This window comes from Streptomyces sp. NPDC086023 (genome assembly GCF_044540325.1).
GTDB lineage: Bacteria > Actinomycetota > Actinomycetes > Streptomycetales > Streptomycetaceae > Streptomyces.
In genome coordinates, this window is sequence record NZ_JBITRX010000004.1 from 249467 (window position 1) to 273935 (window position 24469).

General features: G+C 69.7%; 19 protein-coding genes. 8 read left to right on the plus strand and 11 right to left on the minus strand.

The features are described from left to right. Nucleotides 1-20: 20 nt before the first annotated feature. The 3 genes from ACIF6F_RS10580 to ACIF6F_RS10590 form a co-directional block, all read right to left on the minus strand. On the minus strand, nt 21-1742 hold the full coding sequence (locus tag ACIF6F_RS10580) for a protein kinase family protein (RefSeq protein ID WP_399944089.1): 1722 nt from the start codon (nt 1740-1742) through the stop codon (nt 21-23). 172 nt (nt 1743-1914) lie between these two features. Then, complete coding sequence (gene murJ / locus ACIF6F_RS10585; RefSeq protein ID WP_399944091.1) at nt 1915-4077, minus strand: murein biosynthesis integral membrane protein MurJ; 2163 nt, start codon at nt 4075-4077, stop codon at nt 1915-1917. Nucleotides 4078-4124: 47 nt separating this feature from the next. Beyond that, nucleotides 4125-6398: a DUF6049 family protein gene (locus ACIF6F_RS10590; RefSeq protein WP_399944094.1), complete on the minus strand. Its 2274-nt coding sequence runs from the start codon at nt 6396-6398 to the stop codon at nt 4125-4127. Between the two features lie 184 nt (nt 6399-6582). On the opposite strand from ACIF6F_RS10590, the gene ACIF6F_RS10595 reads away from it, so the two are divergent. Beyond that, nucleotides 6583-8025: a CCA tRNA nucleotidyltransferase gene (locus ACIF6F_RS10595; protein ID WP_399944097.1), complete on the plus strand. Its 1443-nt coding sequence runs from the start codon at nt 6583-6585 to the stop codon at nt 8023-8025. Nucleotides 8026-8062: 37 nt separating this feature from the next. On the opposite strand, the gene ACIF6F_RS10600 is transcribed toward ACIF6F_RS10595, so the two are convergent. The 3 genes from ACIF6F_RS10600 to ACIF6F_RS10610 form a co-directional block, all read right to left on the minus strand. After that, nucleotides 8063-9343 carry an MFS transporter gene (locus ACIF6F_RS10600; RefSeq protein WP_399944100.1) on the minus strand — a complete coding sequence of 427 codons (1281 nt, stop codon included), beginning with the start codon at nt 9341-9343 and terminating at the stop codon, nt 8063-8065. A 105-nt stretch (nt 9344-9448) separates the two neighbouring features. Further along, nucleotides 9449-10531 (minus strand): inositol-3-phosphate synthase, encoded by a 1083-nt coding sequence (locus ACIF6F_RS10605; protein WP_399944103.1) that lies wholly within the window; start codon nt 10529-10531, stop codon nt 9449-9451. Nucleotides 10532-10580: 49 nt separating this feature from the next. Further along, a complete protein-coding gene (locus tag ACIF6F_RS10610) occupies nt 10581-11183 on the minus strand; it encodes a helix-turn-helix transcriptional regulator (RefSeq protein ID WP_399944106.1) in 603 nt (200 codons plus the stop codon). Between the two features lie 275 nt (nt 11184-11458). Between ACIF6F_RS10610 and ACIF6F_RS10615 the strand changes: the two genes are divergently transcribed. Together ACIF6F_RS10615 and ACIF6F_RS10620 are read left to right on the plus strand one after the other, a co-directional pair. After that, on the plus strand, nt 11459-14092 hold the full coding sequence (locus tag ACIF6F_RS10615; RefSeq protein WP_399944109.1) for a transglycosylase domain-containing protein: 2634 nt from the start codon (nt 11459-11461) through the stop codon (nt 14090-14092). 103 nt (nt 14093-14195) lie between these two features. Then, a complete protein-coding gene (locus ACIF6F_RS10620; RefSeq protein WP_399944112.1) occupies nt 14196-15656 on the plus strand; it encodes a glycosyltransferase family 87 protein in 1461 nt (486 codons plus the stop codon). 25 nt (nt 15657-15681) lie between these two features. On the opposite strand, the gene ACIF6F_RS10625 is transcribed toward ACIF6F_RS10620, so the two are convergent. The 3 genes from ACIF6F_RS10625 to ACIF6F_RS10635 form a co-directional block, all read right to left on the minus strand. Then, nucleotides 15682-16713, minus strand: coding sequence for an alanine racemase (locus ACIF6F_RS10625; protein ID WP_399944115.1), 1032 nt, complete (start codon nt 16711-16713; stop codon nt 15682-15684). 47 nt (nt 16714-16760) lie between these two features. After that, the gene (locus tag ACIF6F_RS10630; RefSeq protein WP_399944118.1) at nt 16761-17879 is read right to left on the minus strand and encodes a lipid II:glycine glycyltransferase FemX; all 1119 of its coding nucleotides are present in this window, start codon (nt 17877-17879) and stop codon (nt 16761-16763) included. Nucleotides 17880-18010: 131 nt separating this feature from the next. After that, nucleotides 18011-18325: a hypothetical protein gene (locus ACIF6F_RS10635; RefSeq protein ID WP_399944120.1), complete on the minus strand. Its 315-nt coding sequence runs from the start codon at nt 18323-18325 to the stop codon at nt 18011-18013. Nucleotides 18326-18589: 264 nt separating this feature from the next. Here ACIF6F_RS10635 and rpsF point away from each other — a divergent pair, with 264 nt between their 5' ends. From rpsF to rplI, 4 genes are all read left to right on the plus strand, one after another. Further along, on the plus strand, nt 18590-18880 hold the full coding sequence (gene rpsF / locus ACIF6F_RS10640) for a 30S ribosomal protein S6 (RefSeq protein ID WP_004950685.1): 291 nt from the start codon (nt 18590-18592) through the stop codon (nt 18878-18880). A 72-nt stretch (nt 18881-18952) separates the two neighbouring features. After that, nucleotides 18953-19540 (plus strand): single-stranded DNA-binding protein, encoded by a 588-nt coding sequence (locus ACIF6F_RS10645; protein ID WP_399944123.1) that lies wholly within the window; start codon nt 18953-18955, stop codon nt 19538-19540. Between the two features lie 43 nt (nt 19541-19583). Next, nucleotides 19584-19820, plus strand: a complete 237-nt coding sequence (gene rpsR / locus ACIF6F_RS10650) for a 30S ribosomal protein S18 (RefSeq protein ID WP_005315025.1) — start codon at nt 19584-19586, stop codon at nt 19818-19820. An 18-nt stretch (nt 19821-19838) separates the two neighbouring features. Next, nucleotides 19839-20285, plus strand: a complete 447-nt coding sequence (gene rplI, locus ACIF6F_RS10655; protein WP_399944126.1) for a 50S ribosomal protein L9 — start codon at nt 19839-19841, stop codon at nt 20283-20285. A 137-nt stretch (nt 20286-20422) separates the two neighbouring features. Here the strand turns inward: rplI and ACIF6F_RS10660 are convergent, their stop codons facing one another. Further along, nucleotides 20423-21760: an MATE family efflux transporter gene (locus ACIF6F_RS10660; RefSeq protein ID WP_399944129.1), complete on the minus strand. Its 1338-nt coding sequence runs from the start codon at nt 21758-21760 to the stop codon at nt 20423-20425. Between the two features lie 481 nt (nt 21761-22241). Here ACIF6F_RS10660 and dnaB point away from each other — a divergent pair, with 481 nt between their 5' ends. Then, nucleotides 22242-23726, plus strand: coding sequence for a replicative DNA helicase (gene dnaB / locus ACIF6F_RS10665; RefSeq protein ID WP_399944132.1), 1485 nt, complete (start codon nt 22242-22244; stop codon nt 23724-23726). Nucleotides 23727-23752: 26 nt separating this feature from the next. Here dnaB and ACIF6F_RS10670 read toward each other — a convergent pair whose 3' ends face one another. Then, complete coding sequence (locus ACIF6F_RS10670) at nt 23753-24319, minus strand: dihydrofolate reductase family protein (protein ID WP_399944135.1); 567 nt, start codon at nt 24317-24319, stop codon at nt 23753-23755. Nucleotides 24320-24469: the final 150 nt, after the last annotated feature.

A 24469-nucleotide genomic window follows, 5' to 3' on the forward strand; every position in this document is an offset into this window, starting at 1 on the left:
CCCCTCCCCCTGTCGTCCTGTCAGCCGGTGAACTTCACGTCGGTGATGCCCTGCTTGTAGCCGGATCGGCTGAACTCGTCGGACCCGGACCTGGGCACATCGGTCAGCCAGAGGACCACGTAGCGCGTCTTCTTCGGCTGCTTGGCCTTGAGTACCAGTTTGTCGGCCGACGTGGTACCCGATGCGATCTTCTTCTTCGGATCGAGCGCGGCACTCGTGGACATCGAGTCGACCGCGTAGATCGCGGCCGTGGTGTGGTCACCGCTGTAGCGGAGTGTTATCGACGCGGCGCTGACCTCCTTCTCGGAGCCCAGGTCGAAGACCAGGCCGACACCTTCCTTGAAGGGGGCGAGCTTCGGTCCGTCGACGTAGCTCTTGGAACGCCAGTAGGTGGAGGCGTCCCCGTCGTAGGCGTTGGCCACGCCGTCCCGGTTCTGTGACGTGCCGTCGGGGAAGTACTCGTCGGCACCCTTGACGGCGAGCGGGACGGGCGCCTTGTTCTTCGGGCCCTCTTCACCCTCCTCCGTCTGGGACTGGGTGGTCCCTCCCCCGCTCTTGCGGTCGAGGATGGTGTCGGCGAGCTGCCAGCTGCCGAGGCCGAGCGCGGCGATCAGGAGCGCGGCCACACCCCACTTGAGCACGCGACCGGTGCCGCTCTGGAGCGGTGCGGGCGGCGGTGCCGTCGCGATGACCTGGGTGACACCTCCGGGGCGCGCGGCGGCGCGCCCGTAGGTCCCCTGCTGGTAGGTGGTCTGCTGGTACTCGGGCGGAGCCGCGAAGGTCGGCTCCGGGGGCCGGATGCGCGGCATGGCGGCGACCGCCTTCGCCAGCTCCTCCGGAGTGGTGCAGGGCGGTTCCTGGCGCGAGGCGGTGGCGCCGTCGTTGGCGAGGGCCCGCATCGCGATCTCGGCCAGTCCCCGGTGCACGCCGGCCCGGACCTGGTCCGGGGGCAGCAGGCCGACGCCCTTGGGCAGGCCCGACAGGCCGTACGCGTCGTTCTCGTACGGCCAGCGCTGGGTGAGGGAGGCGTACAGCAGCGCGCCGATCGCCTCCGTGTCCGCACGCTGCGGGGTGTCGCTGCTGATCCCGCGCAGCGCGGCGTTCACGGCCAGACCCCGGATCCGGTACTGGCCGGTGGACGTGCGCAGTATCGCGCTGGGCGTCAGCCGCAGGTGGGCCAGGCCCTCACGGTGGGCCGCCGCCATGGCCTGCGAGACCTGGGTGACCAGCTGGTACGACTCGTGGGCCTCCAGCGGGCCCGCGGCGAGCAGCGCGGTCAGCTCCGTGGAATCCGGCAGCCACTCGTGGACGACGTAGACGAGATCGTTCTCCTCGACCGCGTCCAGGACCTGCACGAAGCGGGGATCCCCGAGCAGGGCCGAGGAGCGGGCGGCGGCGAGCACGGACCGGGCGCGGGGGTGGTCCGCGGGCAGCAGGTGGACCCCCACGGCCCGGCGCAGCTTCTCGTCCATGGCACGCCAGGAGCTGAAACCGTCCAGACGGGTGACGCACTCCTCAAGGCGGTAGCGTCGGGCCAGCTTGTGGCCACTGTGCAGTTCGGGTGCGGAGGCCGCGCTCCTGCCGCGTTCGCCCTCCGCCTCGGCCGTGGTCCTGTCCGTCGCCTGCCGGGATTCCTGGGTTTCTGCCGCCCCGTCGGCCGTGGCCTTCTCCGCCTTGGCGGTCAGCGGCTCGCCGCCGCTGTTGTCGGCCACGTCGACGGCAGCCGTGCTACGTTCCGCCACCGTCGTTCTGCCTCCCCATCCGTTGCGCGCTGTCGGCCAGTCTGCAAAGCCATGCCAATTGTGCCCACAGTCCGCCGCTATGCACGACACGCGTCGGCGGCGGAAGGTTGTGCTGGACCTACTCCCCCGGCCGCCGGCCGGGGACGGTTCCGCCCGGCGGCAGCTGGGGGGTTCAGCGGCCCAGACGTCCGCGGACCATCCCGACCATCGCGTTGAGTTCCTCGATCCGCATGCGCTTGGCCGCCACGAAGAAGACGCCCATCAGCACGACCCCACCGGCCAGCAGGGCGGCCAGGGAAGCGAGCGCTCCGCTGCCGAGCAGACGGGTGACGGCGAAGGCCACACCGCCGCCGAGCGCGGCCGCCGGTACGCAGGCGCCGGCGAGGCGCGCGTACGTCCGCACGACGTGGGAGCCGTCGAGGTCGCCGCCGAGGCGGGTGCGCAGGCGGCGCCACGCGACGCCCACGCCGACCGCGAAGGCGAGGCCGTAGGCGCCGGCCATGCCGACCACGGCCCAGCGCGCGGGCAGGACCACGAACGCCAGGCCCGAGACCGCCGCGTTCACGGCGGCCACGATGACCGTGTTGTAGAAGGGGGTCCGGGTGTCCTCGTAGGCGTAGAAGCCGCGGAGCACGACGTACTGCACGGAGTACGGGATCAGGCCGAGGCCGAACGCCATCAGCACGTAACCGATGTTCTGGGCGCCGCTGCCGGATCCCGCGTACAGCAGGGTGGCCATCGGCACGCCGAGTGCCAGGAAGGCGAACGCGCAGGGCACGATCGCCACGGCCGAGGTGCGCAGGCCGTACGAGATGTCGTCGCGGACGGCCGCGGCGTCGCCGTCGTGAGCGGACCGCGAGATGCGGGGCAGCACGGCGGTCATCACGGAGACGGTGATGATGGCCTGGGGCATCTGCCACAGCGCCAGCGCGTAGTTGTAGGCGGTGATGCCCGTACCGGAGTGGCCCTGCTTGTCCGCGACCGAACCGGCCCAGGTGGCGAGCTGGGTGACGACCACGAGGCCGACCTGGTTGGCGAGGACGAAGAAGAAGGTCCACTTGGCGAGGCCGACGGCCTTGCCGAGGCCGTGGCCGCGCCAGTCGAAGCGCAGCCGGGGCTTGAAGCCGGCCTCGCGCAGGTACGGGACCATGGCCAGGGCCTGCACGGTCAGGCCCAGCAGGGTGCCGATGCCCAGCAGCCGTACGCCCTCGGGGGTCACCGAGGCGGCGCTGACGTGGGTGCTGGTGAAGCCGCCGAAGGCCCAGATGAAGGCGCTGAAGGTGGCGATCACGACGATGTTGTTGAGGACCGGGGTCCACATCATCGCGCCGAAGCGGCCGCGGGCGTTGAGGATCTGACCCATCACCACGTGGACGCCCATGAAGAACATGGTCGGCAGGCAGTAGCGGGCGAAGGCGACCGCCACCTCGTTCTGCTGCGGGTCCGACGCGATCTTCGGGGACATCATCGCGATGAACAGCGGGGCGGCCAGGACGCAGACAGTGGTCACGCCCGCGAGCAGCACCACGACCAGGGTCAGCAGCCGGTTGGCGTAGGCCTCGCCGCCGTCCTCGTCGTTCTTCATCGCCCGGACCAGCTGCGGGATGAAGACGGCGTTGAGCGCGCCGCCGCCGACGAGGATGTAGATCATCGTCGGCAGGGTGTTGGCGATCTGGTAGGTGTCGTTGAACGTGCCGACACCGATGGCGGTGGCCATGACCAGCGTGCGCAGGAAGCCCGTGATGCGGGAGACGATCGTGCCCGCGGCCATCAGCGCACTGGACTTCAGCAGGCTCGCCGCACGGCCCGCCGGCTTGCTCGGGGCGGGCGCGGCCACCGGGGCGTCCTCGGCGGGCGCGGCCGGCGCCGCCTGCTGGTCGCGGTAGAGGTGCGCGAAGGCGTCCGGCTCGGGCGGGGCGTCGGTGGCCTTGGTCACCAGCGCGTCCACGCCCACGAACTGGGTGGTGGTGGCGTGGTCGCCGTACGGCAGGTGGCGGGACGGGCCGTCGGGCTCCGGTGGCGGGGTCTGGGCCCAGACGCGCGGGTCCGGGGAGTGCGCGGGCGCGGCCGGCCGGTCGTACAGCGGACCGGGCTCGCGGAACGTGCCAGGAGCCGGCGGCGGGTGCGCCGCGCGGTCGTACAGCGCCTCGGTGACCGGGTCCTGGGCGGCCAGGTCCTGGGCACGGTACGGGTCCTGCTCGTAGGCCTCCTGGACGTACGGGTCCTGGGCAGGAGCGGCGGGCGGCGGGACCTGCCCCGGTACGGGGGCGTCCTGGCCCGTCTCTCTGGTGCCGCTCGCGCGCTGCGCGCGGTCACCGTCGTACGGCGCGTTCATCGAAACCCCACCTCATCGTCCCCAGGCCCGGCCGGCCACGGTGTCGCTCAACGGTCCACTGTCTCACCCGTGCCGGAGGAGCTGTTGCTTTCCGGTCCGGTGTCCGGCGTCGGGTCACTCGGCTGCGTGCTCTCGTCGGCGGCGGCCCTGGCCGCGACCCTCTTGCGGCTGGCGTACATCTTCACCCCGGCCAGCACGAGAAGCAGCACTCCGCCCGCGATGACGAGCAGCACGGTCGAGGTGATCTCCGTGGCCTCGACCTTGAAGCGGCGCTCCTCGCCATAAGGGATGCCGTCCCTGGTGTAGAGCTGCGCCACGACCTCCACGGGACCGCTGGCGGTCGCGTTGGCGGTGAACTTCACGGACTGGCTGTGGCCGCCCCGGACGTCCACCTCCTGGTCGGCCTCGCCCTTGTCGCCGAACATGAGGCGCGTCGGGTTGGTGGACTTCAGCCGCAGGATCAGCCCGTGCACGTCCTGGACCAGGCCGTTCTGTACCGTCACCGGGATGGTCGCGCTGCGGCCCGAAAGGTGGGCCTTCGTCTTGGGGATCAGCTTGACCTGCCGGGTCAGCTCGATCAGGTAGTCCTGCACGCCGTCGCGGTACGCCCGCGCCTCGTCCGGACGCCCCCGCCACGACGTGGACATCTCCCGGTTGAAGGTGTTCCCGAAGGGGATGTCGACCCGCTCCGGGTGCGAGAGGATCACCTTGAAGTGGTCGAGCGTGATCTGCGTGGTGCGGATCTCCTCGAAGGCCGCCTGGGGCAGCTCCTGCCTGCGCAGGGAGTTCGGGTACTGGCCGGCTCCGGGAACCAGGGTGGTGGCCCGGGGGTCGGGCTTGGCCTTCGCCGCCGCCTCCAGGTCGCTCGCCTGCGTCCAGCGGCTGCCGCTCAGCACGCCCAGGGCCTCCGCCATCGACTGGGCCTGGCTGGTCGTGGGCATCCGCTGGGGGGCGATCACGATGCTGCGCTGGGCATCGACGTCCTGGAGGTTGAGGGCGAGGCTCTGCGCCAGGAACTCCTGTACGGCCAGCATCGACTTCTCGGAGTCCAGCATGTCGCCCTCGAACGCCTTCGAGAGCCTGGCGTCCGCGACCACGGCGGTGGTACCCGCGCCGATCGGACGCGCGGCGGTGGGCGTGTACCCCAGGCCGCCGGTCTCCTGGAAGGTGTCGCTGCGGGCCAGCACGTTGTGCGCCCCGGCCGAGGTGGCCACGTTGACGATCGCCGGGTCCAGGGCGCCGTCGACCGGCCAGGCGAAGTCCGTCGACGGCTCGACGTGGAGCACCGTCTCGACGGCCTGCCTTGCCTTGTCGGTGGCCGGACGCAGCTGACCCAGGGATCCGGAGACGTTCTTGCCGCGGTGTGCGAGCGAGGCCAGATCGGGATCGGCGAACGGGAGGGCGACGACCTTCTTGCCCTGCACCGCGGCTTCGAGTGACGCCAGCCACTGTTTGGCGACGGCCTGGTTCCTGCCCCGGACGGTCTCGCCGTCCTCCGTGACGACCTTGTAGGTGCCGGCCATGGCGGCCACGCTCGCGAGCAGGTCCGGATCGATCACCCAGGTGACCGGGAGCTGGCTGCCGAGCGAGACGAGCTGCTCGAGACGGCCTCCGGGACGCAGCTCCGCCGCCAGGTCCTCGTTGCGGAAGACCGGGGTCTGGAGCTCGTCGGAGCCGGTCTGCGCCAACAGGTGCGTCGCGGAGATCAGCGGCCAGGCGTAGCTGACCTGCGTCTTCTTGGCGGCGCCCTCGGGCTGCCAGGGGAGGAAGGTGCGCTCGATGCCGAGCACCTGCTCGTCGGGCCTGCTCTCGGTCTCACCGGACACCGAGATGCCCAGCTGGTAGACGCCGTCCTCGCCGAGTCCGAGCTTGCTCACCGGGATCTTCAGGGTGAAGGGCTGGGCGACGTCCGGCGGCAGGGCCGAGATCTTGACCGCGGAGCCGGCGACTTCCGGGGAGTCGCTGCCCGGCCGGAAGCCGGTGCGCTCCGCCGCGTCGTCGATCGTGCCGCGGTCGGTGAGCCGCTGGCCGACCCGGAGGCCGACATGGGCGTCGGTCACCGTCTCCTTGCCGTGGTTGGTCACGGTGCCGGAGATGGTGAGGGTGTCGTTCTTCACGGGCGCGCTGGGGGCCAGCGAATCGAGCGACACGTCGACCGTGGAGGAACCGTTGGAGGCCGGCGCGGCCTGGGCCGGGGACTTTGCCGGCACGTAGATCAGACCGGCCAGGACGGGAGTACCGGCGAGCAGGACCACTGCTCGGCGCAGCCAGCGGCGGGCAGGGGCGGGGGCGTTCCCCAGGTTGTCTGCCGCCTCGGCCACGCGATCGCCCGTCCTCGTCGTGTCAGTGGTCGTCGGTTGTGCGTCCACGCATGGTAACGAGGCCCGCTGTGCCCGAGTGCCGCGGACTGCTCCACATGAACTGGCGGGCTCGGGGGGTGTCCGGGAGCTCACAGCCGGTAAACGAGGGAGTTCCTGGGGGGAGGGGCACGTACCCTTTTCTGTTGTGCCGAACGCCAACGAAGACAACCCCAGCGCCCTGAGCCAGGTGCAGCACCGCGCCGTGAGTGAGCTCCTGCGCGTCGCGCCCGTCGCCGACGATCTCGCCCGCCGTTTCAAGGAGGCGGGCTTCAGCCTCGCCCTCGTCGGCGGGTCCGTCAGGGACGCCCTGCTGGGGCGGCTCGGCAATGACCTCGACTTCACCACGGACGCCCGTCCCGAGGACGTTCTGAAGATCGTCCGCCCGTGGGCGGACTCCACCTGGGACGTGGGCATCGCCTTCGGCACGGTCGGGTCGCAGAAGGACGGCTACCAGATCGAGGTCACCACGTACCGGTCGGAGGCCTACGACCGGACCTCCCGGAAGCCCGAGGTCTCTTACGGCGACTCCATCGAGGAGGACCTCGTCCGTCGCGACTTCACGGTGAACGCGATGGCCGTGGCTCTGCCGGAGAAGGAGTTCATCGATCCGCACGGCGGTCTGGACGATCTCGCGGCCCGGGTACTGCGTACCCCCGGCACCCCGGAGGACTCCTTCTCGGACGACCCGCTGCGGATGCTGCGGGCGGCCCGCTTCGCCGCTCAGCTGGACTTCGAGGTGGCCCCCGAGGTCGTCGCTGCGATGACGGCCATGGCGGACCGCATCGAGATCGTTTCTGCCGAGCGCGTGCAGGGTGAGCTGAACAAGCTCCTGCTCTCCTCGCACCCCCGCAAGGGTCTGGGCCTGCTCGTGGACACCGGCCTCGCCGGGCACGTGCTGCCCGAGCTGCCCGCGCTGCGGCTGGAGAGCGACGAGCACCACCGGCACAAGGACGTGTACGAGCACTCCCTGATCGTCCTGGAGCAGGCGATCGACCTGGAGGAGAACGGCCCGGACCTGGTCCTGCGCCTGGCCGCCCTGCTGCACGACATCGGCAAGCCCCGTACGCGCCGCTTCGAGAAGGACGGCCGGGTCTCCTTCCACCACCACGAGGTGGTGGGCGCCAAGATGACCAAGAAGCGCATGACCGCGCTCAAGTACTCGAACGAGATGGTCAAGGATGTCTCCCGGCTCGTGGAGCTGCACCTGCGCTTCCACGGCTACGGGACGGGCGAGTGGACCGACTCCGCCGTACGCCGGTACGTGCGGGACGCAGGCCCGCTGCTGGACCGGCTGCACAAGCTGACCCGCTCGGACTGCACGACCCGGAACAAGCGCAAGGCGAACGCCCTCTCCCGGGCCTACGACGGGCTGGAGGAGCGGATCGCCCAGCTCCAGGAGCAGGAGGAGCTGGATGCCATCCGTCCCGACCTGGACGGCAACGAGATCATGGAGGTCCTGGGTGTCGGCCCGGGACCGGTGATCGGCAAGGCGTACCAGTTCCTGTTGGAGCTGCGGCTGGAGAACGGTCCGATGGAGCGCGACGCCGCGGTGTCGGCGCTCAAGGAATGGTGGGCCGGCCAGAGCTGAACCCGGGGCGATGTTTCACGTGAAACATCGCCCCGTTTCACGTGAAACATCGCTCGGGCTGTCGTCCGCGCCGCGCGAGCGCCAGGGCCACCGCACCGTAGATCAGGGAAACGGCCACGATCAGGGCGGCGGACTTCCCGTCGGGCGGCAGCATGAGCGCGGCCACGCCCGCCGCGCCCACGAAGGCGACGTTGAAGAGCACGTCGTAGACGGCGAAGACACGGCCACGGAAGGCGTCGTCCACCCGGAACTGCACCTCCGTGTCCGTGGAGATCTTCGCTCCCTGGGTGACCACGCCCAGGAAGAAGGCGGCGACCAGCATGGGCTCCGGAGCGAAGGGCAGCCCCAGTGCGGGGACGAGCACCGCTGCGACCCCCGCCAGCCCGGTGATCCAGCCGAGCGTCCCGAAGCGCCCCGCGCCCCAGGGTGTGATCACGGCCGCTATGAAGAAGCCGCCGCCGGAGACACCGACCGCGAGTCCGAGGAGGGCGAGCCCCTCGGACTCGGTCCTGGACCAGGCGTAGCGGCAGAGCATCAGCAGCATGACCGTGAGGGCGCCGTAGGCGAAACGCATGAGCGTCATGGCGGTCAGCGCCCAGGCGGCCGGACGCCGCTCCCCCAGGTGCCGCAAACCGGCGGCCATGCCGCGAACGGTCAGCACCACGGCTTCCAGCACGGACGGATGGGAGTGCCCGAGGTCCCGGTCTGGGCCCAGCAGGGCGACGGGGAGCCGCAGCGAGGCCAGGGCGGCACCGAGGTACAGAACGGCGCCCACGAGGACGACCACGGCGTTGGAGTCCGCGGCCAGCAGCCGGACGGCGAAGGCCAGACCTCCGCCGGCCACGGCGGCCAGGGTGCCGGCGGTGGGCGAGACCGCGTTGGCCATCACCAGCCGGTCGGTGTCCACGACACGGGGCAGGGAGGCGGAGAGGCCGGCCAGCACGAAGCGGTTCACGGCCGTCACCGACAGGGCGGAGGCGTAGAAGAGCCAGTCGGGGACGGAGGCGAGGACCAGTCCGGCAGTGCCGCAGGCAAGGAGGGCCCGCAGCAGGTTGCCGTAGAGGAAGACCTGACGGCGCCGCCAGCGGTCGAGCAGGACTCCGGCGAACGGCCCGATGACCGAGTACGGCAGCAGCAGGACGGCCATCGCGGAGGCGATCGCCGCGGGCGAGGTCTGCTTCTCCGGGGAGAACACCACGTACGTGGCCAGGGCGACCTGGTACACGCCGTCGGCCGACTGGGAGAGCAGTCGTACGGCGAGCAGGCGGCGGAAGTACCTCACGCGCAGGAGTACGCGCAGATCACGTACGACAGGCATGAGGGCAAGGGTCACACACGCGAAGGGTCCCCGGGCACATTGCCCGGGGACCCTTCGCGAAGAACGGGTGAGGAGCCCGCACAGAGCGGGACACACCGGTCTTGCTTAGCGCTCGACCTCGCCCTTGATGAACTTCTCGACGTTCTCGCGGGCCTCGTCGTCGAAGTACTGGACCGGCGGGGACTTCATGAAGTACGAGGACGCGGAGAGGATCGGGCCACCGATGCCCCGGTCCTTGGCGATCTTCGCGGCGCGCAGGGCGTCGATGATGACACCGGCGGAGTTGGGGGAGTCCCACACCTCGAGCTTGTACTCCAGGTTCAGCGGAACGTCACCGAAGGCGCGGCCCTCGAGGCGGACGTAGGCCCACTTGCGGTCGTCGAGCCACGCGACGTAGTCGGACGGGCCGATGTGGACGTTCTTCTCGCCCAGGTCCCGGTCGGGGATCTGGGAGGTGACGGCCTGGGTCTTGGAGATCTTCTTGGACTCCAGGCGCTCGCGCTCGAGCATGTTCTTGAAGTCCATGTTGCCGCCGACGTTCAGCTGCATGGTGCGCTCGAGGACGACACCGCGGTCCTCGAAGAGCTTCGCCATCACGCGGTGCGTGATGGTGGCGCCGACCTGCGACTTGATGTCGTCACCGACGATCGGGACACCGGCCTCGGTGAACTTGTCGGCCCACTCCTTGGTGCCGGCGATGAAGACCGGGAGGGCGTTGACGAAGCCGACCTTGGCGTCGATGGCGCACTGCGCGTAGAACTTCGCGGCGTCCTCGGAACCGACGGGCAGGTAGCAGACGAGGACGTCGACCTCGCGGTCCTTCAGGACCTGGACGACGTCGACCGGCGCCTCGGCGGACTCCTCGATGGTGGCCTTGTAGTACTTGCCGAGACCGTCGAGGGTGTGGCCGCGCTGGACGGTGACGCCCGTGGCGGGCACGTCGCAGATCTTGATGGTGTTGTTCTCGCTGGCGCCGATGGCGTCCGCCAGGTCGAGGCCGACCTTCTTCGCGTCCACGTCGAACGCGGCGACGAACTCGACGTCACGCACGTGGTAGTCGCCGAACTGGACGTGCATCAGGCCGGGGACCTTGGACGCCGGGTCGGCGTCCTTGTAGTACTCGACGCCCTGCACCAGCGAGGCGGCGCAGTTGCCCACGCCGACGATGGCTACGCGAACCGAACCCATTCCGGTTGCTCCCTGTTTGTTCTCGGACGAGGCCTGCACGACGCAGGCCTCACTTTGCAGTGTCGTCGGACGGGCCGGATCGCATCTGATCCTTTCCCGCCCGCTCGCTCTCGATGAGCTCGTTCAGCCAGCGCACTTCGCGCTCCACGGACTCCATGCCGTGACGCTGCAGCTCAAGCGTGTAATCGTCGAGCCGTTCCCGCGTCCTGGCGAGCGAGGCCCGCATCTTCTCCAGCCGTTCTTCAAGCCGGCTGCGGCGGCCTTCGAGGACGCGCATACGCACGTCCCGCTCGGTCTGGCCGAAGAAGGCGAAGCGGGCGGCGAAGGACTCGTCTTCCCACGTGTCGGGGCCGGTGTGAGAGAGCAGCTCTTCGAAGTGCTCCTTACCTTCCGCCGTCAACCGGTAGACGATCTTGGCGCGGCGCCCTGCGAGTGAAGCGGCGAGAGCGTCTTCCGGGGCGCTGCCCGGCTCTTCGATCAACCAGCCGTTTGCGACCAGCGTCTTGAGGCAGGGATAGAGCGTCCCGTAGCTGAACGCCCGGAACACCCCCAGCGAGGTGTTGAGCCGTTTGCGCAGCTCATAGCCGTGCATGGGGGATTCGCGCAGCAGACCGAGGACGGCGAACTCAAGGATGCCGGAGCGCCTGCTCACCCGCCGATGCCTCCTCTGCCCCTAGTCCCTTATGCCGAGCTGATGTATCGGCTCGATACATCCAGACGATAGAACTGGCTGCCGCGCTCGGCAAGGGGAGACATGGTGACCGGCGTCACATCATCAATTCGTTGGGGGCAAGTTGCCTGATTTGGGGTGAACTTCGGCACTGCGAGGGTTTTGACCGTGCGTAGTCTGTGCGCCATGACTCCGGTGGAACCGGAATTCACCTGCCGCTTCCAGGCGCACTCGCCTGTCCGAGGAGTAGTCGTTCGATGAGCGAGCACCGTCGCAAACCCCCGCAGCCGCAGGGCGGGGGACGCGCCGCCAACCGGCGGGCCGCCCAGCAGGGCTCCGGCCGCCGGGCCGCGACCGGGCGGGACGTGCCCACCGGGTCGCCCTCAGGTCCCTACGGGCAGCAGTCGTACGGACAGGATCCGTACGGCCGCCCTCCGCACGGGCAGGAGCCCGCATACGGCGGCCGCGCCGAGGCCCGCCGGGCCGCGCAGCGCGGAAGCGGAAGCCGCAGGCGCGCGCCGGAGCAGGGCGCCGGGCGCGGCCGTACCCCGGACAAGCGCTTCATCAACTACCCCCGCTCCGACAAGGACGGCTGGAAGCGCTTCGTCCCGTCCTGGAAGCTGGTGGGTGGTACAGCGCTGGGCTTTTTCGCGGCCATGACCGCCGCCACGGGCATCGCGCTGGCCATGGTCGGCACGCCCAACGCGAACGACATGGCCATCGCCGAGAACAACGTCTACTACTGGGCCGACGGCACCCAGATGGCAGCCGTCGGCGGCGAGCGCAACCGGCAGATCCTCCCGTACGAGAAGATTCCGAAGGAGATGCGGGACGCGGTCATCGCGGCCGAGAACGAGTCCTTCGACACCGACCACGGCGTCGACCCGATGGGCATCGCCCGTGCCGTGTGGAACATGGCCAAGGGCGGCTCGACCCAGGGCGGCTCGACGATCACCCAGCAGTACGTGAAGAACACCTTCCTCGACGCGGACCAGACGCTCACGCGCAAGGCCCACGAGCTGCTGATCTCCGTGAAGCTGGGCTACACCGGCGACAAGAACGACGTCATGGCGGGGTACCTCAACACCGCCTACTTCGGCCGGGGCGCCTACGGCCTCCAGGCCGCCGCGCAGGCGTACTTCAAGAAGAACGCCGAGCAGCTCGACCCCTCCGAGTGCGCCTTCCTCGCCCAGATGCTCAAGGGCCCCAACCTCTACAACCCGGACGGCGGCATCGGCGCCGCGGCCACTCCGAAGGCCAACACCGACCGCGCCAAGCGCCGCTGGGCCTGGGTGCTGGACCGGGAGGTGGAGGTCGGCCGGATGACGCAGGAGGAGCGCAACAAGTACCGGAGCTTCCCCAAGATCCAGCCCCCCGCGGAGGCCCTGTCCCTCAGGGGCCAGACCGGCTACCTGGTCGAGATCGCCAAGCAGTACGTGCTCAAGAAGTCGGGCATGACGATCAACCAGCTCGACCACGGCGGCTACCAGATCCACACGACCTTCGACAAGCGGAAGGTCGACGCCCTCGCCAAGGCCGTGGACCAGACCCGCGAGGAGTTCCTGGACGAGAAGGAGCGCCCCGAGACGGACAAGTACGTCCAGTTCGGTGCGGCCTCGGTCGACCCCAAGAGCGGTGCCATCGTCGCCATATACGGCGGCGCCGGCATGGACAAGAAGCACTTCACGAACAACGCCAACACCTCCGGTGTCCCGGTCGGCTCGACCTGGAAGCCGTACGTGCTGGCCGCGGCCATGGAGTACGGCACCCAGAACACCGACGGCGAGGGCCTCTCCCCGGAGAGCAAGTACAACGGCAACGACCTGATCGTCATCAAGAACCGGGACGGCGACCCGGTCATGGGCAGCAACGGACGCCCGTTCCGGCAGAAGAACGAGAGCCCGACCCGCTACGGCATGGTCACCCTCGACGAGGCCATGCAGAAGTCGATCAACACGCCGTTCGTGCAGCTCGGCTTCGACGTCGGCCACAGCAAGGTCCGCGAGGTCGCCGAGTCCACGGGCATCCTCGAGGAGTCGATGAACCCGAACAACGACGCCTCGTTCATGCTCGGCACCTCGACCCCGAGCGCGATCCGCATGGCCGACTCGTACGCCACCTTCGCCGCCTCGGGCACCCACCACGAGCCCTACTCCGTCACCAAGGTGGAGACCAAGGACGGCCCCCTGGAGGGCTTCGAGAAGCCCGCGGCCAAGCGCGCCATGGACAACTCCGTCGCGGACAACATCACCAAGGTGCTCGAGAACGTGGTGAAGCAGGGCACCGGTACCAAGGTCAAGAAGCTGGGCCGGCCGGCCGCTGGCAAGACCGGTACCACCGACAAGAACAAGTCGGCCTGGTTCGTCGGATACACCCCGCAGCTGTCCACGGCCGTGACGCTCTTCCGTACCGACCCCACCAGCGAGGACAAGGAGCTGATGTCGATGAACGGCACCGGCGGCGTCTCCTCGATCCACGGTGGTGACATCCCGGCCGAGATCTGGACCACGTACATGAAGGCGGCCCTGAAGGGCCAGCCCGAACTGGACTTCCCCGAGGCCGAGGACATCGGCGTCGAGGCCGACGGAGACGGCGGTCCCACGCCGTCGCCGACCCCCTCGATGACCGTCTCCGAGTCCCCCTCGCCGGAGCCGAGCGAGTCCCCCTCGCCCACCGCGACCCGCACCCGCAAGCCCAAGCCCACCTGTGGCCCCCGGGACTGGAACTGCGGTGAGGACGGCGGCACCGACTCCGGCACCACCGAGGGCAACGACGGCGGCGGGGACGGCGACCCCTCCGGCTTCCCGAGCCCGACGTACAGCAAGCCGACCAGCGGCGGACGGAGCGGCGGAGGCAACAGCGGCGGCCTCCTCGGCGGTACGGACAACTAGTCCCCGCCGCCGGAGCCGGCCGGCCGCAACACGTACGAGGGCCGTCGCACCACCCGGTGCGACGCCCCTCCGCGTTCCCGGCCGGGTACGGCAGGATGAGCGCATGACGAAGGTGCACGAGGACCGCCCCGTACTGCCCACCCAGCAGGACGAGGTCGCCGCGGCCGGCAGTGTGCTGTTCGGCGGCCCGCTGGGACGCCGCGCGCTGCTCGGCGGTCACTGGCTGACCCCGGTCCGCGTCATCGCGCTCGTGACCATCGGGATGTTCGCGCTGGGCATGGTCCAGAAGGTGCCCTGCTACGACTGGGCGTGGTTCCGCGGCGCCACGGCGCAGTACACCCACGCCTGCTACTCGGACATCCCGCACCTCTATGTGGCGCGCGGTTTCTCCGACGGCCTCACGCCGTACTTCGACCGGCTCGCCGGCGACATGCAGTACCTGGAGTACCCGGTGCTCACGGGTCTCTTCATGGAGGTCGCCTCGTGGCTGACCCCGGGCAGCGGCTCCATGCAGCACCGCGAGCAGATCTACTGGATGGTCAACGCCGGCATGCTCATGGCCTGCGCGGTGGTGATCGCCGTCTGCGTCGCGCGCACCCACCGCCGCCGCCCCTGGGACGGCCTGCTGGTGGCCCTGGCCCCCGCCTTCATGCTGACGGCGACGATCAACTGGGACCTGCTCGCCCTGGCCCTCACGGCCGCCGCGATGCTCATGTGGTCGCGGAGCAGGGCACTGGCCGCCGGCATCCTGATCGGCCTGGCGACCGCCGCGAAGCTGTACCCCGTCCTGCTCCTCGGTCCGCTGTTCCTGCTCTGCTGGCGCACCGGGAAGTGGCGCGAGCTCGGGCGTGCCGCCCTCGGCGCCGCCAGTGCGTGGCTGCTGGTCAACGTGCCCGTGATGATGTGGGCGCCCGAGGGATGGAAGAAGTTCTACACCTTCAGCCAGGAGCGTCCGGTCGACTTCGGCTCGCTCTGGCTGATCATCTCGCAGCGGACGGGGAACCCGCTGGAGGACGTGAACACGTACGCAACGCTGCTCATGCTGGGCCTGTGCGGGGCGATCGGCCTGCTCACCCTGACCGCGCCGCGCCGTCCCCGCTTCGCCCAGCTGGCCTTCCTGGTCGTGGCCGCGTTCATCCTGACCAACAAGGTGTACTCGCCGCAGTACGTGCTCTGGCTGGTCCCCCTCGCGGCGCTGGCCCGGCCGCGCTGGCGCGACTTCCTGATCTGGCAGGCCGGGGAGGTCCTCTACTTCCTCGGCATCTGGTTCTACCTGGCGGGCACGACCGGCGGCGAGGGGGCGAAGGGCCTGCCCCTGGAGGGCTACCACCTGGCCATCGCGGCCCACCTGCTCGCGACGCTCTACCTCTGCGCCGTGGTCGTGCGCGACATCCTGCTGCCCGAGCGGGACGTCGTACGGCGGGACGGCTCCGACGACCCCTCGGGGGGCGTGCTGGACGGGGCGCCGGACGTGTTCGTGCTCGGACACGCCGCGAGGGCGCCGCACGACGCGGCGCCCTCGGAGGGACAGCGGGTGGACTGGGGGGCCTCCGTACGCGACTGACGTACGGCGGGCCCGCCCGCCCGGGTCAGCGGTCGACCAGCCGGTCCGGCTGGGTGGTGGTGTGCCGGAGGTGGGCCACCAGCTCGTCGCCCACCGTCGGCTCCGTGGCGTCGGAGGGCACGAAGAGGATCGACACCTGCATGTGCGGGGGCTCGGCGAACCAGCGCTGCTTGCCGGCCCAGACGAAAGGCGAAAGGTTCCGGTTGACGGTCGCGAGGCCGGCCCGGGCGACGCCCTTGGCCCGGGGCATCACGCCGTGCAGGGCCTTCGGGGCCTCCAGGCCCACGCCGTGCGACGTGCCGCCGGCCACCACCACCAGCCAGCCGTCCGAGGCCGCCTTCTGCTGGCGGTAGCCGAAGCGGTCGCCCTTGGAGACCCGGGTGACGTCCAGGACCGCGCCGCGGTACTCGGTCGCGTCGTGGTCGCCCAGCCACAGCCGGGTGCCGATCCGGGCCCGGAAGCGGGTCTGCGGGAACTGCTGCTGGAGCCTGACCAGCTCCTCCGCCCGCAGGTGGCTGACGAACATGGTGTGCAGCGGCAGCCGGGCGGCGCGCAGCCGGTCCATCCAGCCGATGACCTCCTCGACGGCGTCGGAACCGTCGGGGCGGTCGAGGGGCAGGTGGAGGGCGAAGCCCTCCAGGCGGACGTCCTCGATGGCGGCCGCGAGCTGGCCCAGCTCGTCCTCGGAGACGCCGTGCCGCTTCATCGAGCTCATGCACTCGATCACCATGCGGACGCCCACCAGGGCGCGGACACCGTCCACGGAGGACACCGACCGGATCACCCGGTCCGGCAGCGGCACCGGCTCCTCGCCCCGCCGGAACGGGGTGAGGACCAGCAGGTCGCCGCTGAACAGGTCCTTGATCGAGGCGGCCTCGTACGTCGTGCCGACCGCCAGGATGTCGGCGCCCAGCCGTGTCGCCTCCTCGGCGAGCCGCTCGTGGCCGAAGCCGTAGCCGTTGCCCTTGCAGACGGGGATCAGCCCGGGGAACTGGTCCAGCACCTGCTTGTGGTGCGCACGCCAGCGCGCGGTGTCGACGTAGAGCGTGAGCGCCATGCCCGACCGGAACCTTTCTCGAGTGTGTGAGGGGTGGGGTGCTGCTGTCAGCGACGCGACATGTAGATGTCGAGGGCCTTGTGCAGCAGCTTGTTGAGCGGGAAGTCCCACTCGCCGACGTACTCGACGGCCTCGCCGCCCGTGCCGACCTTGAACTGGATCAGACCGAAGAGGTGGTCGTTCTCGTCGAGGGAGTCGCTGATGCCGCGCAGGTCGTAGACGCTCGCGCCCAGGGCGTAGGCATCGCGCAGCATGCGCCACTGCATCGCGTTCGAGGGGCGGACCTCGCGCTTGTGGTTGGCGGACGCGCCGTACGAGTACCAGACGTGCTGGCCTACCGTCAGCATGGTGGCTGCGGCGACCGCTTCGCCCTCGTGCTTGGCGAGGTAGAGCCGCATGCGGTTCGGGTCCTCGGAGTTGAGGGCCGTCCACTGGCGCTGGAAGTAGCTCAGCGGGCGGGGGCGGAACTTGTCGCGCTCCGCGGTGATCTCGTACAGGCGCTGCCAGTCCGGCAGGTCGTCGTAGCCGCCCTGGACGACCTCGACGCCGGCCTTCTCGGCCTTCTTGATGTTGCGGCGCCAGAGCTGGTTGAAGCCCTTGAGGACGTCGTCGAGCGAGCGGTTGGCGAGCGGTACCTGGAAGACGTACCGGGGCTGGACGTCGCCGAAACCGGCGCCGCCGTCCTCGCCCTGCTGCCAGCCCATCCGGCGCAGCTTGTCGGACACCTCGAAGGCGCGCGGCTCGATGTGCGTGGCCTCGACGTCACGCAGGCGCTTGACCTCGGGGTCCTGGATGCCGGACTTGATCGCGGCCGCGTTCCAGCGGCGGATGACGACCGGCGGTCCCATCTTGACGGTGAACGCGCCCTGCTGCTTGAGATGGGCCAGCATCGGCTGGAGCCACTCGTCCAGGTTGGGGGCGTACCAGTTGATGACGGGGCCCTCGGGGAGGTACGCCAGGTAGCGCTTCACCTTGGGCAGCTGGCGGTACAACACGAGGGCCACGCCCACGAGTTCACCGCTCTTGTCGAACCATCCGAGGTTCTCCGAACGCCACTCGTTCTTGACGTCGGCCCACGCCGGGACCTGGCAGTGGCTAGCCGAGGGCAGGCTCTGGATGTAAGCCAGATGCTGCTCTCGGCTGATGGTCCTCAGGGACAGGCTCATGCGGGGCGTCTCCTCCGGCGGCTTCGCTGGTATGGCGCGAAGCCTACTGCGACAAGGGCGCCACCCTTCTGGGGGACGTCCCGTGCACGTGCCCGGCCGCCCGGTGGCGCCCTGCCGCGGAGGAGCGCCGGTCAGCCCAGAAGGCCGCCGAAAAGCCCGCCGTGCGCCATGCCGATGCCGAAGCCGAGCGCGGAGGCGCCGAGGCCTAGGACCATGCCGAAGCGTTCGCGTGTCGTCTCGGAGATGAACTGTCCGTAGGCGCCCGTCACGATCCCGATCAGCCCGGCCCACGAGGTCAGCAGGTGCAGGTTGTCGAAGAACGCGGTGATGACGGCCACGGCTCCGAGCACCAGCGTGATCGCGAGCAGGGTGTCCTGGAGCGGGTGCGGCTTGCCGTCGGTCGCGAGGAGGGAGATCTGGGACTGGGGTCGGATTGCCTGTGCCATGAGGGGCACCTCCCGGCGCTGGAGAGTGGTGCCGCGGGGCCGCCCGGCCGTCTGCCGGGCATAGCACCGCGCACACCCGTTGTGTACAGATTGTGGCCCCTCGCTGCCGGATTTCAACCGGAAGGAGGTGAGCAGGTACTCTGTACGGTCTGCGCGGTGTCTGCTCTCAGACCAGTCGGCTCTGGGAACGCCGCGCGGCACGCATCACGACCCTCCTGCCACGGAACGACCGTGGCCGCTGAGTCCAAAGGAGGTGGGTTCCACATGCGTCACTACGAGGTGATGGTCATCCTCGACCCCGATCTCGAGGAGCGCGCTGTCTCCCCGCTGATCGAGAACTTCCTCTCCGTCGTCCGTGAGGGCAACGGAAAGGTCGAGAAGGTCGACACCTGGGGCCGTCGTCGTCTCGCTTACGAGATCAAGAAGAAGCCCGAGGGCATCTACTCGGTCATCGACCTGCAGGCCGAGCCTGCGGTCGTCAAGGAGCTCGACCGCCAGATGAACCTGAACGAGTCGGTCCTCCGGACCAAGGTCCTCCGCCCCGAGACCCACTGAGCTTCCGCTCAGAGGTAATCGGGTTCGAGTAGCACAAGCAGCCAGCAGCAATCCCCGCCGAGAGGTTCATCCATGGCAGGCGAGACCGTCATCACGGTCGTCGGCAATCTCGTCGACGACCCCGAGCTGCGCTTCACCCCGTCCGGGGCGGCAGTCGCGAAGTTCCGTGTCGCGTCCACCCCCCGCACCTTTGACCGCCAGACCAACGAGTGGAAGGACGGCGAGAGCCTGTTCCTGACCTGCTCGGTGTGGCGGCAGGCGGCCGAGAACGTCGCCGAGTCGCTTCAGCGCGGCATGCGCGTCGTCGTGCAGGGCCGGCTGAGGCAGCGGTCGTACGAGGACCGCGAGGGTGTCAAGCGCACGGTCTTCGAGCTGGACGTCGAGGAAGTCGGCCCCAGCCTGCGCAACGCCACGGCCAAGGTCACCAAGACCGCCGGTCGTGGTGGCCAGGGTGGTTACGGCGGTGGCGGCCAGCAGGGCGGCGGCGGTGGCGGCGGCTGGGGCGGAGCCCCCAGCGGCGGTCCGCAGGGCGGCGGAGCTCCCTCCGACGACCCGTGGGCGTCCAGCGCGCCGGCCGGTGGCCAGCAGGGCGGCGGTGGCGGCTGGGGCGGCAGCTCCGGCGGCAACGGCGGCGGCTACTCGGACGAGCCGCCCTTCTAGGGCAGCCCGTACCCAAACTTCTTGATCACACAGGAGAAACACCATGGCGAAGCCGCCTGTGCGCAAGCCTAAGAAGAAGGTCTGCGCGTTCTGCAAGGACAAGACCGCGTACGTGGACTACAAGGACACGAACATGCTGCGGAAGTTCATTTCCGACCGTGGCAAGATCCGTGCCCGTCGCGTGACCGGCAACTGCACGCAGCACCAGCGTGACGTCGCCACGGCCGTCAAGAACAGCCGTGAGATGGCGCTGCTGCCCTACACGTCCACCGCGCGATAAGGGAAGGGTGACCAACTAATGAAGATCATCCTGACCCACGAGGTCTCTGGCCTCGGCACCGCCGGCGACGTCGTCGACGTCAAGGACGGCTACGCTCGCAACTACCTGGTCCCGCGTGGCTTCGCCATCCGCTGGACCAAGGGCGGCGAGAAGGACGTGGCGCAGATCCGCCGCGCCCGCAAGATCCACGAGATCGCGACCATCGAGCAGGCCAACGAGGTCAAGGCCCAGCTCGAGGGTCTGAAGGTCCGCCTGGCCACCCGCTCGGGTGACGCCGGTCGCCTCTTCGGTTCCGTCACCCCGGCCGACATCGCCACGGCGATCGAGGCTTCCGGTGGCCCGAAGGTCGACAAGCGCCGCGTCGAGCTGGGCTCGCCGATCAAGACCCTGGGTGCGCACCAGGTCTCCGTGCGTCTGCACGCTGAGGTTGTCGCGCAGCTCGGTGTCGAGGTCGTCGCCGCCTAAGTGCCGCGCATGAAGGGCCGCACCCTCCGGGGTGCGGCCCTTCGTCGTTTCACGTGAAACATCGCCCGTCCGCTGTTTCACGTGAAACATCCGGACGCGGGGACAGCGGGGCAGGCGGGCGGCGGTCGTGGCAGCCGTCAGCGGGTGGCGCCGGTGACCAGCCAGCGGCCTGACCGGGCGCGCAGCTGCAGGGTCGCCATCCTGACCAGCATCATCAGCGTCATGGCCCACCACAGCGCCGTGAGGCCACCGCCGAGAGCGGGGACGAGGAGCGCGGCGGGCGTGAACACGGCCAGCGTGAGCAGCATGGCCCAGGCCAGGTAGGTGCCGTCGCCCGCGCCCATCAGCACACCGTCGAGCACGAACACGATGCCCGAGACCGGCTGCGAGAGGGCGACCACCAGGAGGGCGGGCAGCAGGGCGCTCTCCACGCTGGGATCACTGGTGAACAGCGGGATGAAGAGCGGCCGGGCGACGACGACCAGCAGGCCGAGGACCACGCCCGAGACGGTCCCCCACTGCACCATCCGACGGCACACGGCCTTGGCGCCCGTTGTGTCGCCGGCCCCGAGGTAGCGGCCGATGATGGCCTGCCCCGCGATGGCGATGGCGTCGAGGGCGAATGCGAGCAGGCTCCACAGGGACAGCAGGATCTGGTGGGCCGCGATTTCGGCGTCGCCCAGCCGGGCCGCCACCATGGTCGCGATCACCAGGACGGCACGCAGGGAGAGCGTCCGGACCAGCAGCGGCGCACCGGCCTGGGCGCAGGCCCGGATCCCGGCGGGGTCGGGGCGCAGCGAGGCGCCGTGCCGCCGGGCGCCGCGTACCACCACGACGAGGTAGGCGACGGCCATGCCGCACTGGGCGATCACGGTGCCCCAGGCGGAGCCCGCGATGCCCAGTCCGGCACCATAGACGAGACCGACGTTCAGGGCGGCGTTGGCGGCGAACCCGCCGATGGCGACGTACAGGGGCGTACGGGTGTCCTGGAGGCCGCGCAGCACACCGGTGGCGGCCAGCACCACGAGCATGGCCGGGATGCCGAGGGCGGAGATCCGCAGGTAGGTCACTCCGTACGGGGCCGCGGTGTCGGAGGCGCCGAGCAGGCCGATCAGCCAGGGCGCCGCCGGCAGGACCACGGCGATCACCACGGCGCCGAGCAGCAGGGCGAGCCAGATGCCGTCCATGCCCTGGCGGATTGCCGCACCGAGATCACCGGCGCCGACGCGCCGGGCGACGGCCGCGGTGGTCGCGTACGCGAGGAAGACGAAGACGCTGACAGCCGTCGTGAGGAGCGCCGCGGCCACGCCCAGCCCGGCCAGCTGGGACGTCCCGAGGTGGCCCACGATGGCGCTGTCGGCCAGCACGAAGAGCGGTTCGGCTACGAGCGCGCCGAAGGCCGGCAGTGCGAGTCCGAGGATCTCGCGGTCGTGCTGCCGGGGCCTCGCCTCGGGTCCTGGGGGCGCTTGTGTCATGTGCTCAATCTAATCTTCCACAGGTAATAGACGCAATGCCAGAATGACCATTACTTCGGGGTGTCGTACGACACTCCTCGTGCGGCGTTCGCGCCGATCTTGAAACCCTCGCCAAACTTTTTGTCCCCCACAGGCGCTGAATGGGGAAAGTCCAGGTCAGATGGGGTGTAAGGGGAGGTGCTATGAGTTTGTCCACAGTGCCATCCCCCGCTCCGTACACAGGATCCGCAGGGTTACCCACAGACTTGGCGCGCTCATCCACACAGCCTGTGGATAACCAGATTGGCTGACGGTGCCCGCGGGCCTACCGTTGTCCGTCGTCCCGCCTCTCTTCCGGCACCTGCCGGCCGGGGGACACGCCCCGCCGGAAGCCGGGGAGAGCGCCCCGGAGAGTGCGATTCGGACGCCTGAAATGTCAGAGCCGTGGCGTAGAAAGAGTGACACGGCGAGGTCCGCGCAGCGGACGGGAGGAGACGGCCCGGTGAGCATTCCCGAGCCCATGGACGACCCCTGGGCCGACAGCGGACCCAGCGACGTTCTCCCGGTCTCACGGCCTCGCCGCGTCGACGGTGCGCGCCGTCGTGGCGAAGAGCAGCATGAGCGCGGCCGCGAGGGAGACTCCTGGGACGGCGGCGGTGGCGGCTTCGAGCGCGTGCCCCCGCAGGACCTCGACGCCGAGCAGTCCGTCCTCGGCGGCATGCTGCTGTCCAAGGACGCCATCGCCGACGTGGTCGAGGTCCTCAAGGGCCACGACTTCTACCGGCCGTCGCACGAGACGATCTACCAGGCGATCCTGGACCTCTACGCCAAGGGCGAGCCCGCCGACCCGATCACCGTGGGCGCGGAACTCACCAAGCGCGGCGAGATCACCAAGGTCGGCGGCGCGGCCTACCTGCACACCCTGGTGCAGTCGGTGCCCACCGCGGCCAACGCCGAGTACTACGCCGAGATCGTCCACGAGCGGGCGGTGCTGCGGCGGCTGGTGGCCGCCGGCACCAAGATCACGCAGATGGGCTACGCCGCCGACGGCGACGTCGACGAGATCGTCAACAGCGCCCAGGCCGAGATCTACGCCGTCACCGAGCAGCGCACCTCCGAGGACTACCTGCCGCTCGGCGACATCATGGAGGGCGCCCTCGACGAGATCGAGGCGATCGGCTCGCGCAGCGGCCAGATGTCCGGCGTGCCGACCGGCTTCACCGACCTCGACTCCCTGACGAACGGCCTCCACCCCGGCCAGATGATCGTCATCGCGGCCCGTCCCGCGATGGGCAAGTCCACCCTGGCGCTCGACTTCGCCAGGGCCTGTTCGATCAAGAACAACATGCCCAGCGTCATCTTCTCCCTCGAAATGGGCCGCAACGAGATCGCGATGCGCCTGCTGTCCGCCGAGGCCCGGGTCGCGCTGCACCACATGCGTTCCGGCACGATGACGGACGACGACTGGACCCGGCTCGCCCGCCGGATGCCCGACGTCTCCGCCGCGCCGCTCTACATCGACGACTCCCCCAACCTGTCGATGATGGAGATCCGAGCCAAGTGCCGCCGCCTCAAGCAGCGCCAGGACCTCCAGCTCGTCGTCATCGACTACCTCCAGCTGATGCAGTCCGGTGGCGCGCGGCGCCCCGAGAGCCGCCAGCAGGAGGTCTCGGACATGTCGCGAAACCTCAAGCTGCTGGCGAAGGAGCTCGAGGTGCCGGTGATCGCGCTCTCGCAGCTGAACCGTGGTCCCGAGCAGCGCACCGACAAGAAGCCGATGGTCTCCGACCTCCGTGAGTCCGGCTCCATCGAGCAGGACGCCGACATGGTCATCCTGTTGCACCGCGAGGACGCCTACGAGAAGGAGTCGCCCCGTGCGGGCGAGGCCGACCTGATCGTCGCCAAGCACCGAAACGGTCCGACGGCGACGATCACCGTGGCCTTCCAGGGCCACTACTCCCGCTTCGTCGACATGGCCAACACCTGAGCCGACCTCGCGCGGGGCGCTGCCGCTCAGCGCCTCGTCTCGTACCTGGTCAGGACCACGCCGCCGGCAATCGTCCGCGTCTCCACCAGGTTCAGCCTCACCCAGCCGTCCAGCGCGGTGAAGAACGGCGTGCCGCCGCCCACCAGGACCGGGTGGGTGGCGATCACGTACTCGTCGATCAGCCCGGCGCGCATGGCCGCACCGGCGAGCGTCGCGCCGCCGATGGTCATCGGTCCGCCGTCCCCGGCCTTGAGACGGGTGATTTCGGCGATCGCGTCGCCGGTGACCAGGCGGGTGTTCCAGTCGACCCTGTCGATCGTGGAGGAGAACACCACCTTCGGCGTGTCACGCCAGTTCCGCGCGAACTCGATCTGTGCCGGGGTGGCGTCGGGCCGCTGGTCGCCGGTCGGCCAGTAGGAGCTCATCGTCTCCCACAGCTTGCGCCCGTACAGCGACAGGCCACTTGCCAGCTCGTGGTCGAGCCACCACTGGAACAGCTCGTCGCTCGGAGGTCCGCTCCAGCCGATGTCGTCACCTGCCGCGGCGATGTAGCCGTCCAGGGTCAGGTTCATGCCGTAGATCAGTTTCCGCATGGTCCGGCCTTCCGTTCCGTGGGTGCCCGGCGCATGGACCAGCGTGGTGTACCCGGCCGCACTCCGTCCCTCACTCGGACGGTGTGTCCTTGGGGGAGTCGGTCGAGATCGCCCTTCTCGTGCACTACGCCGACGAGATCTGATGCGAAG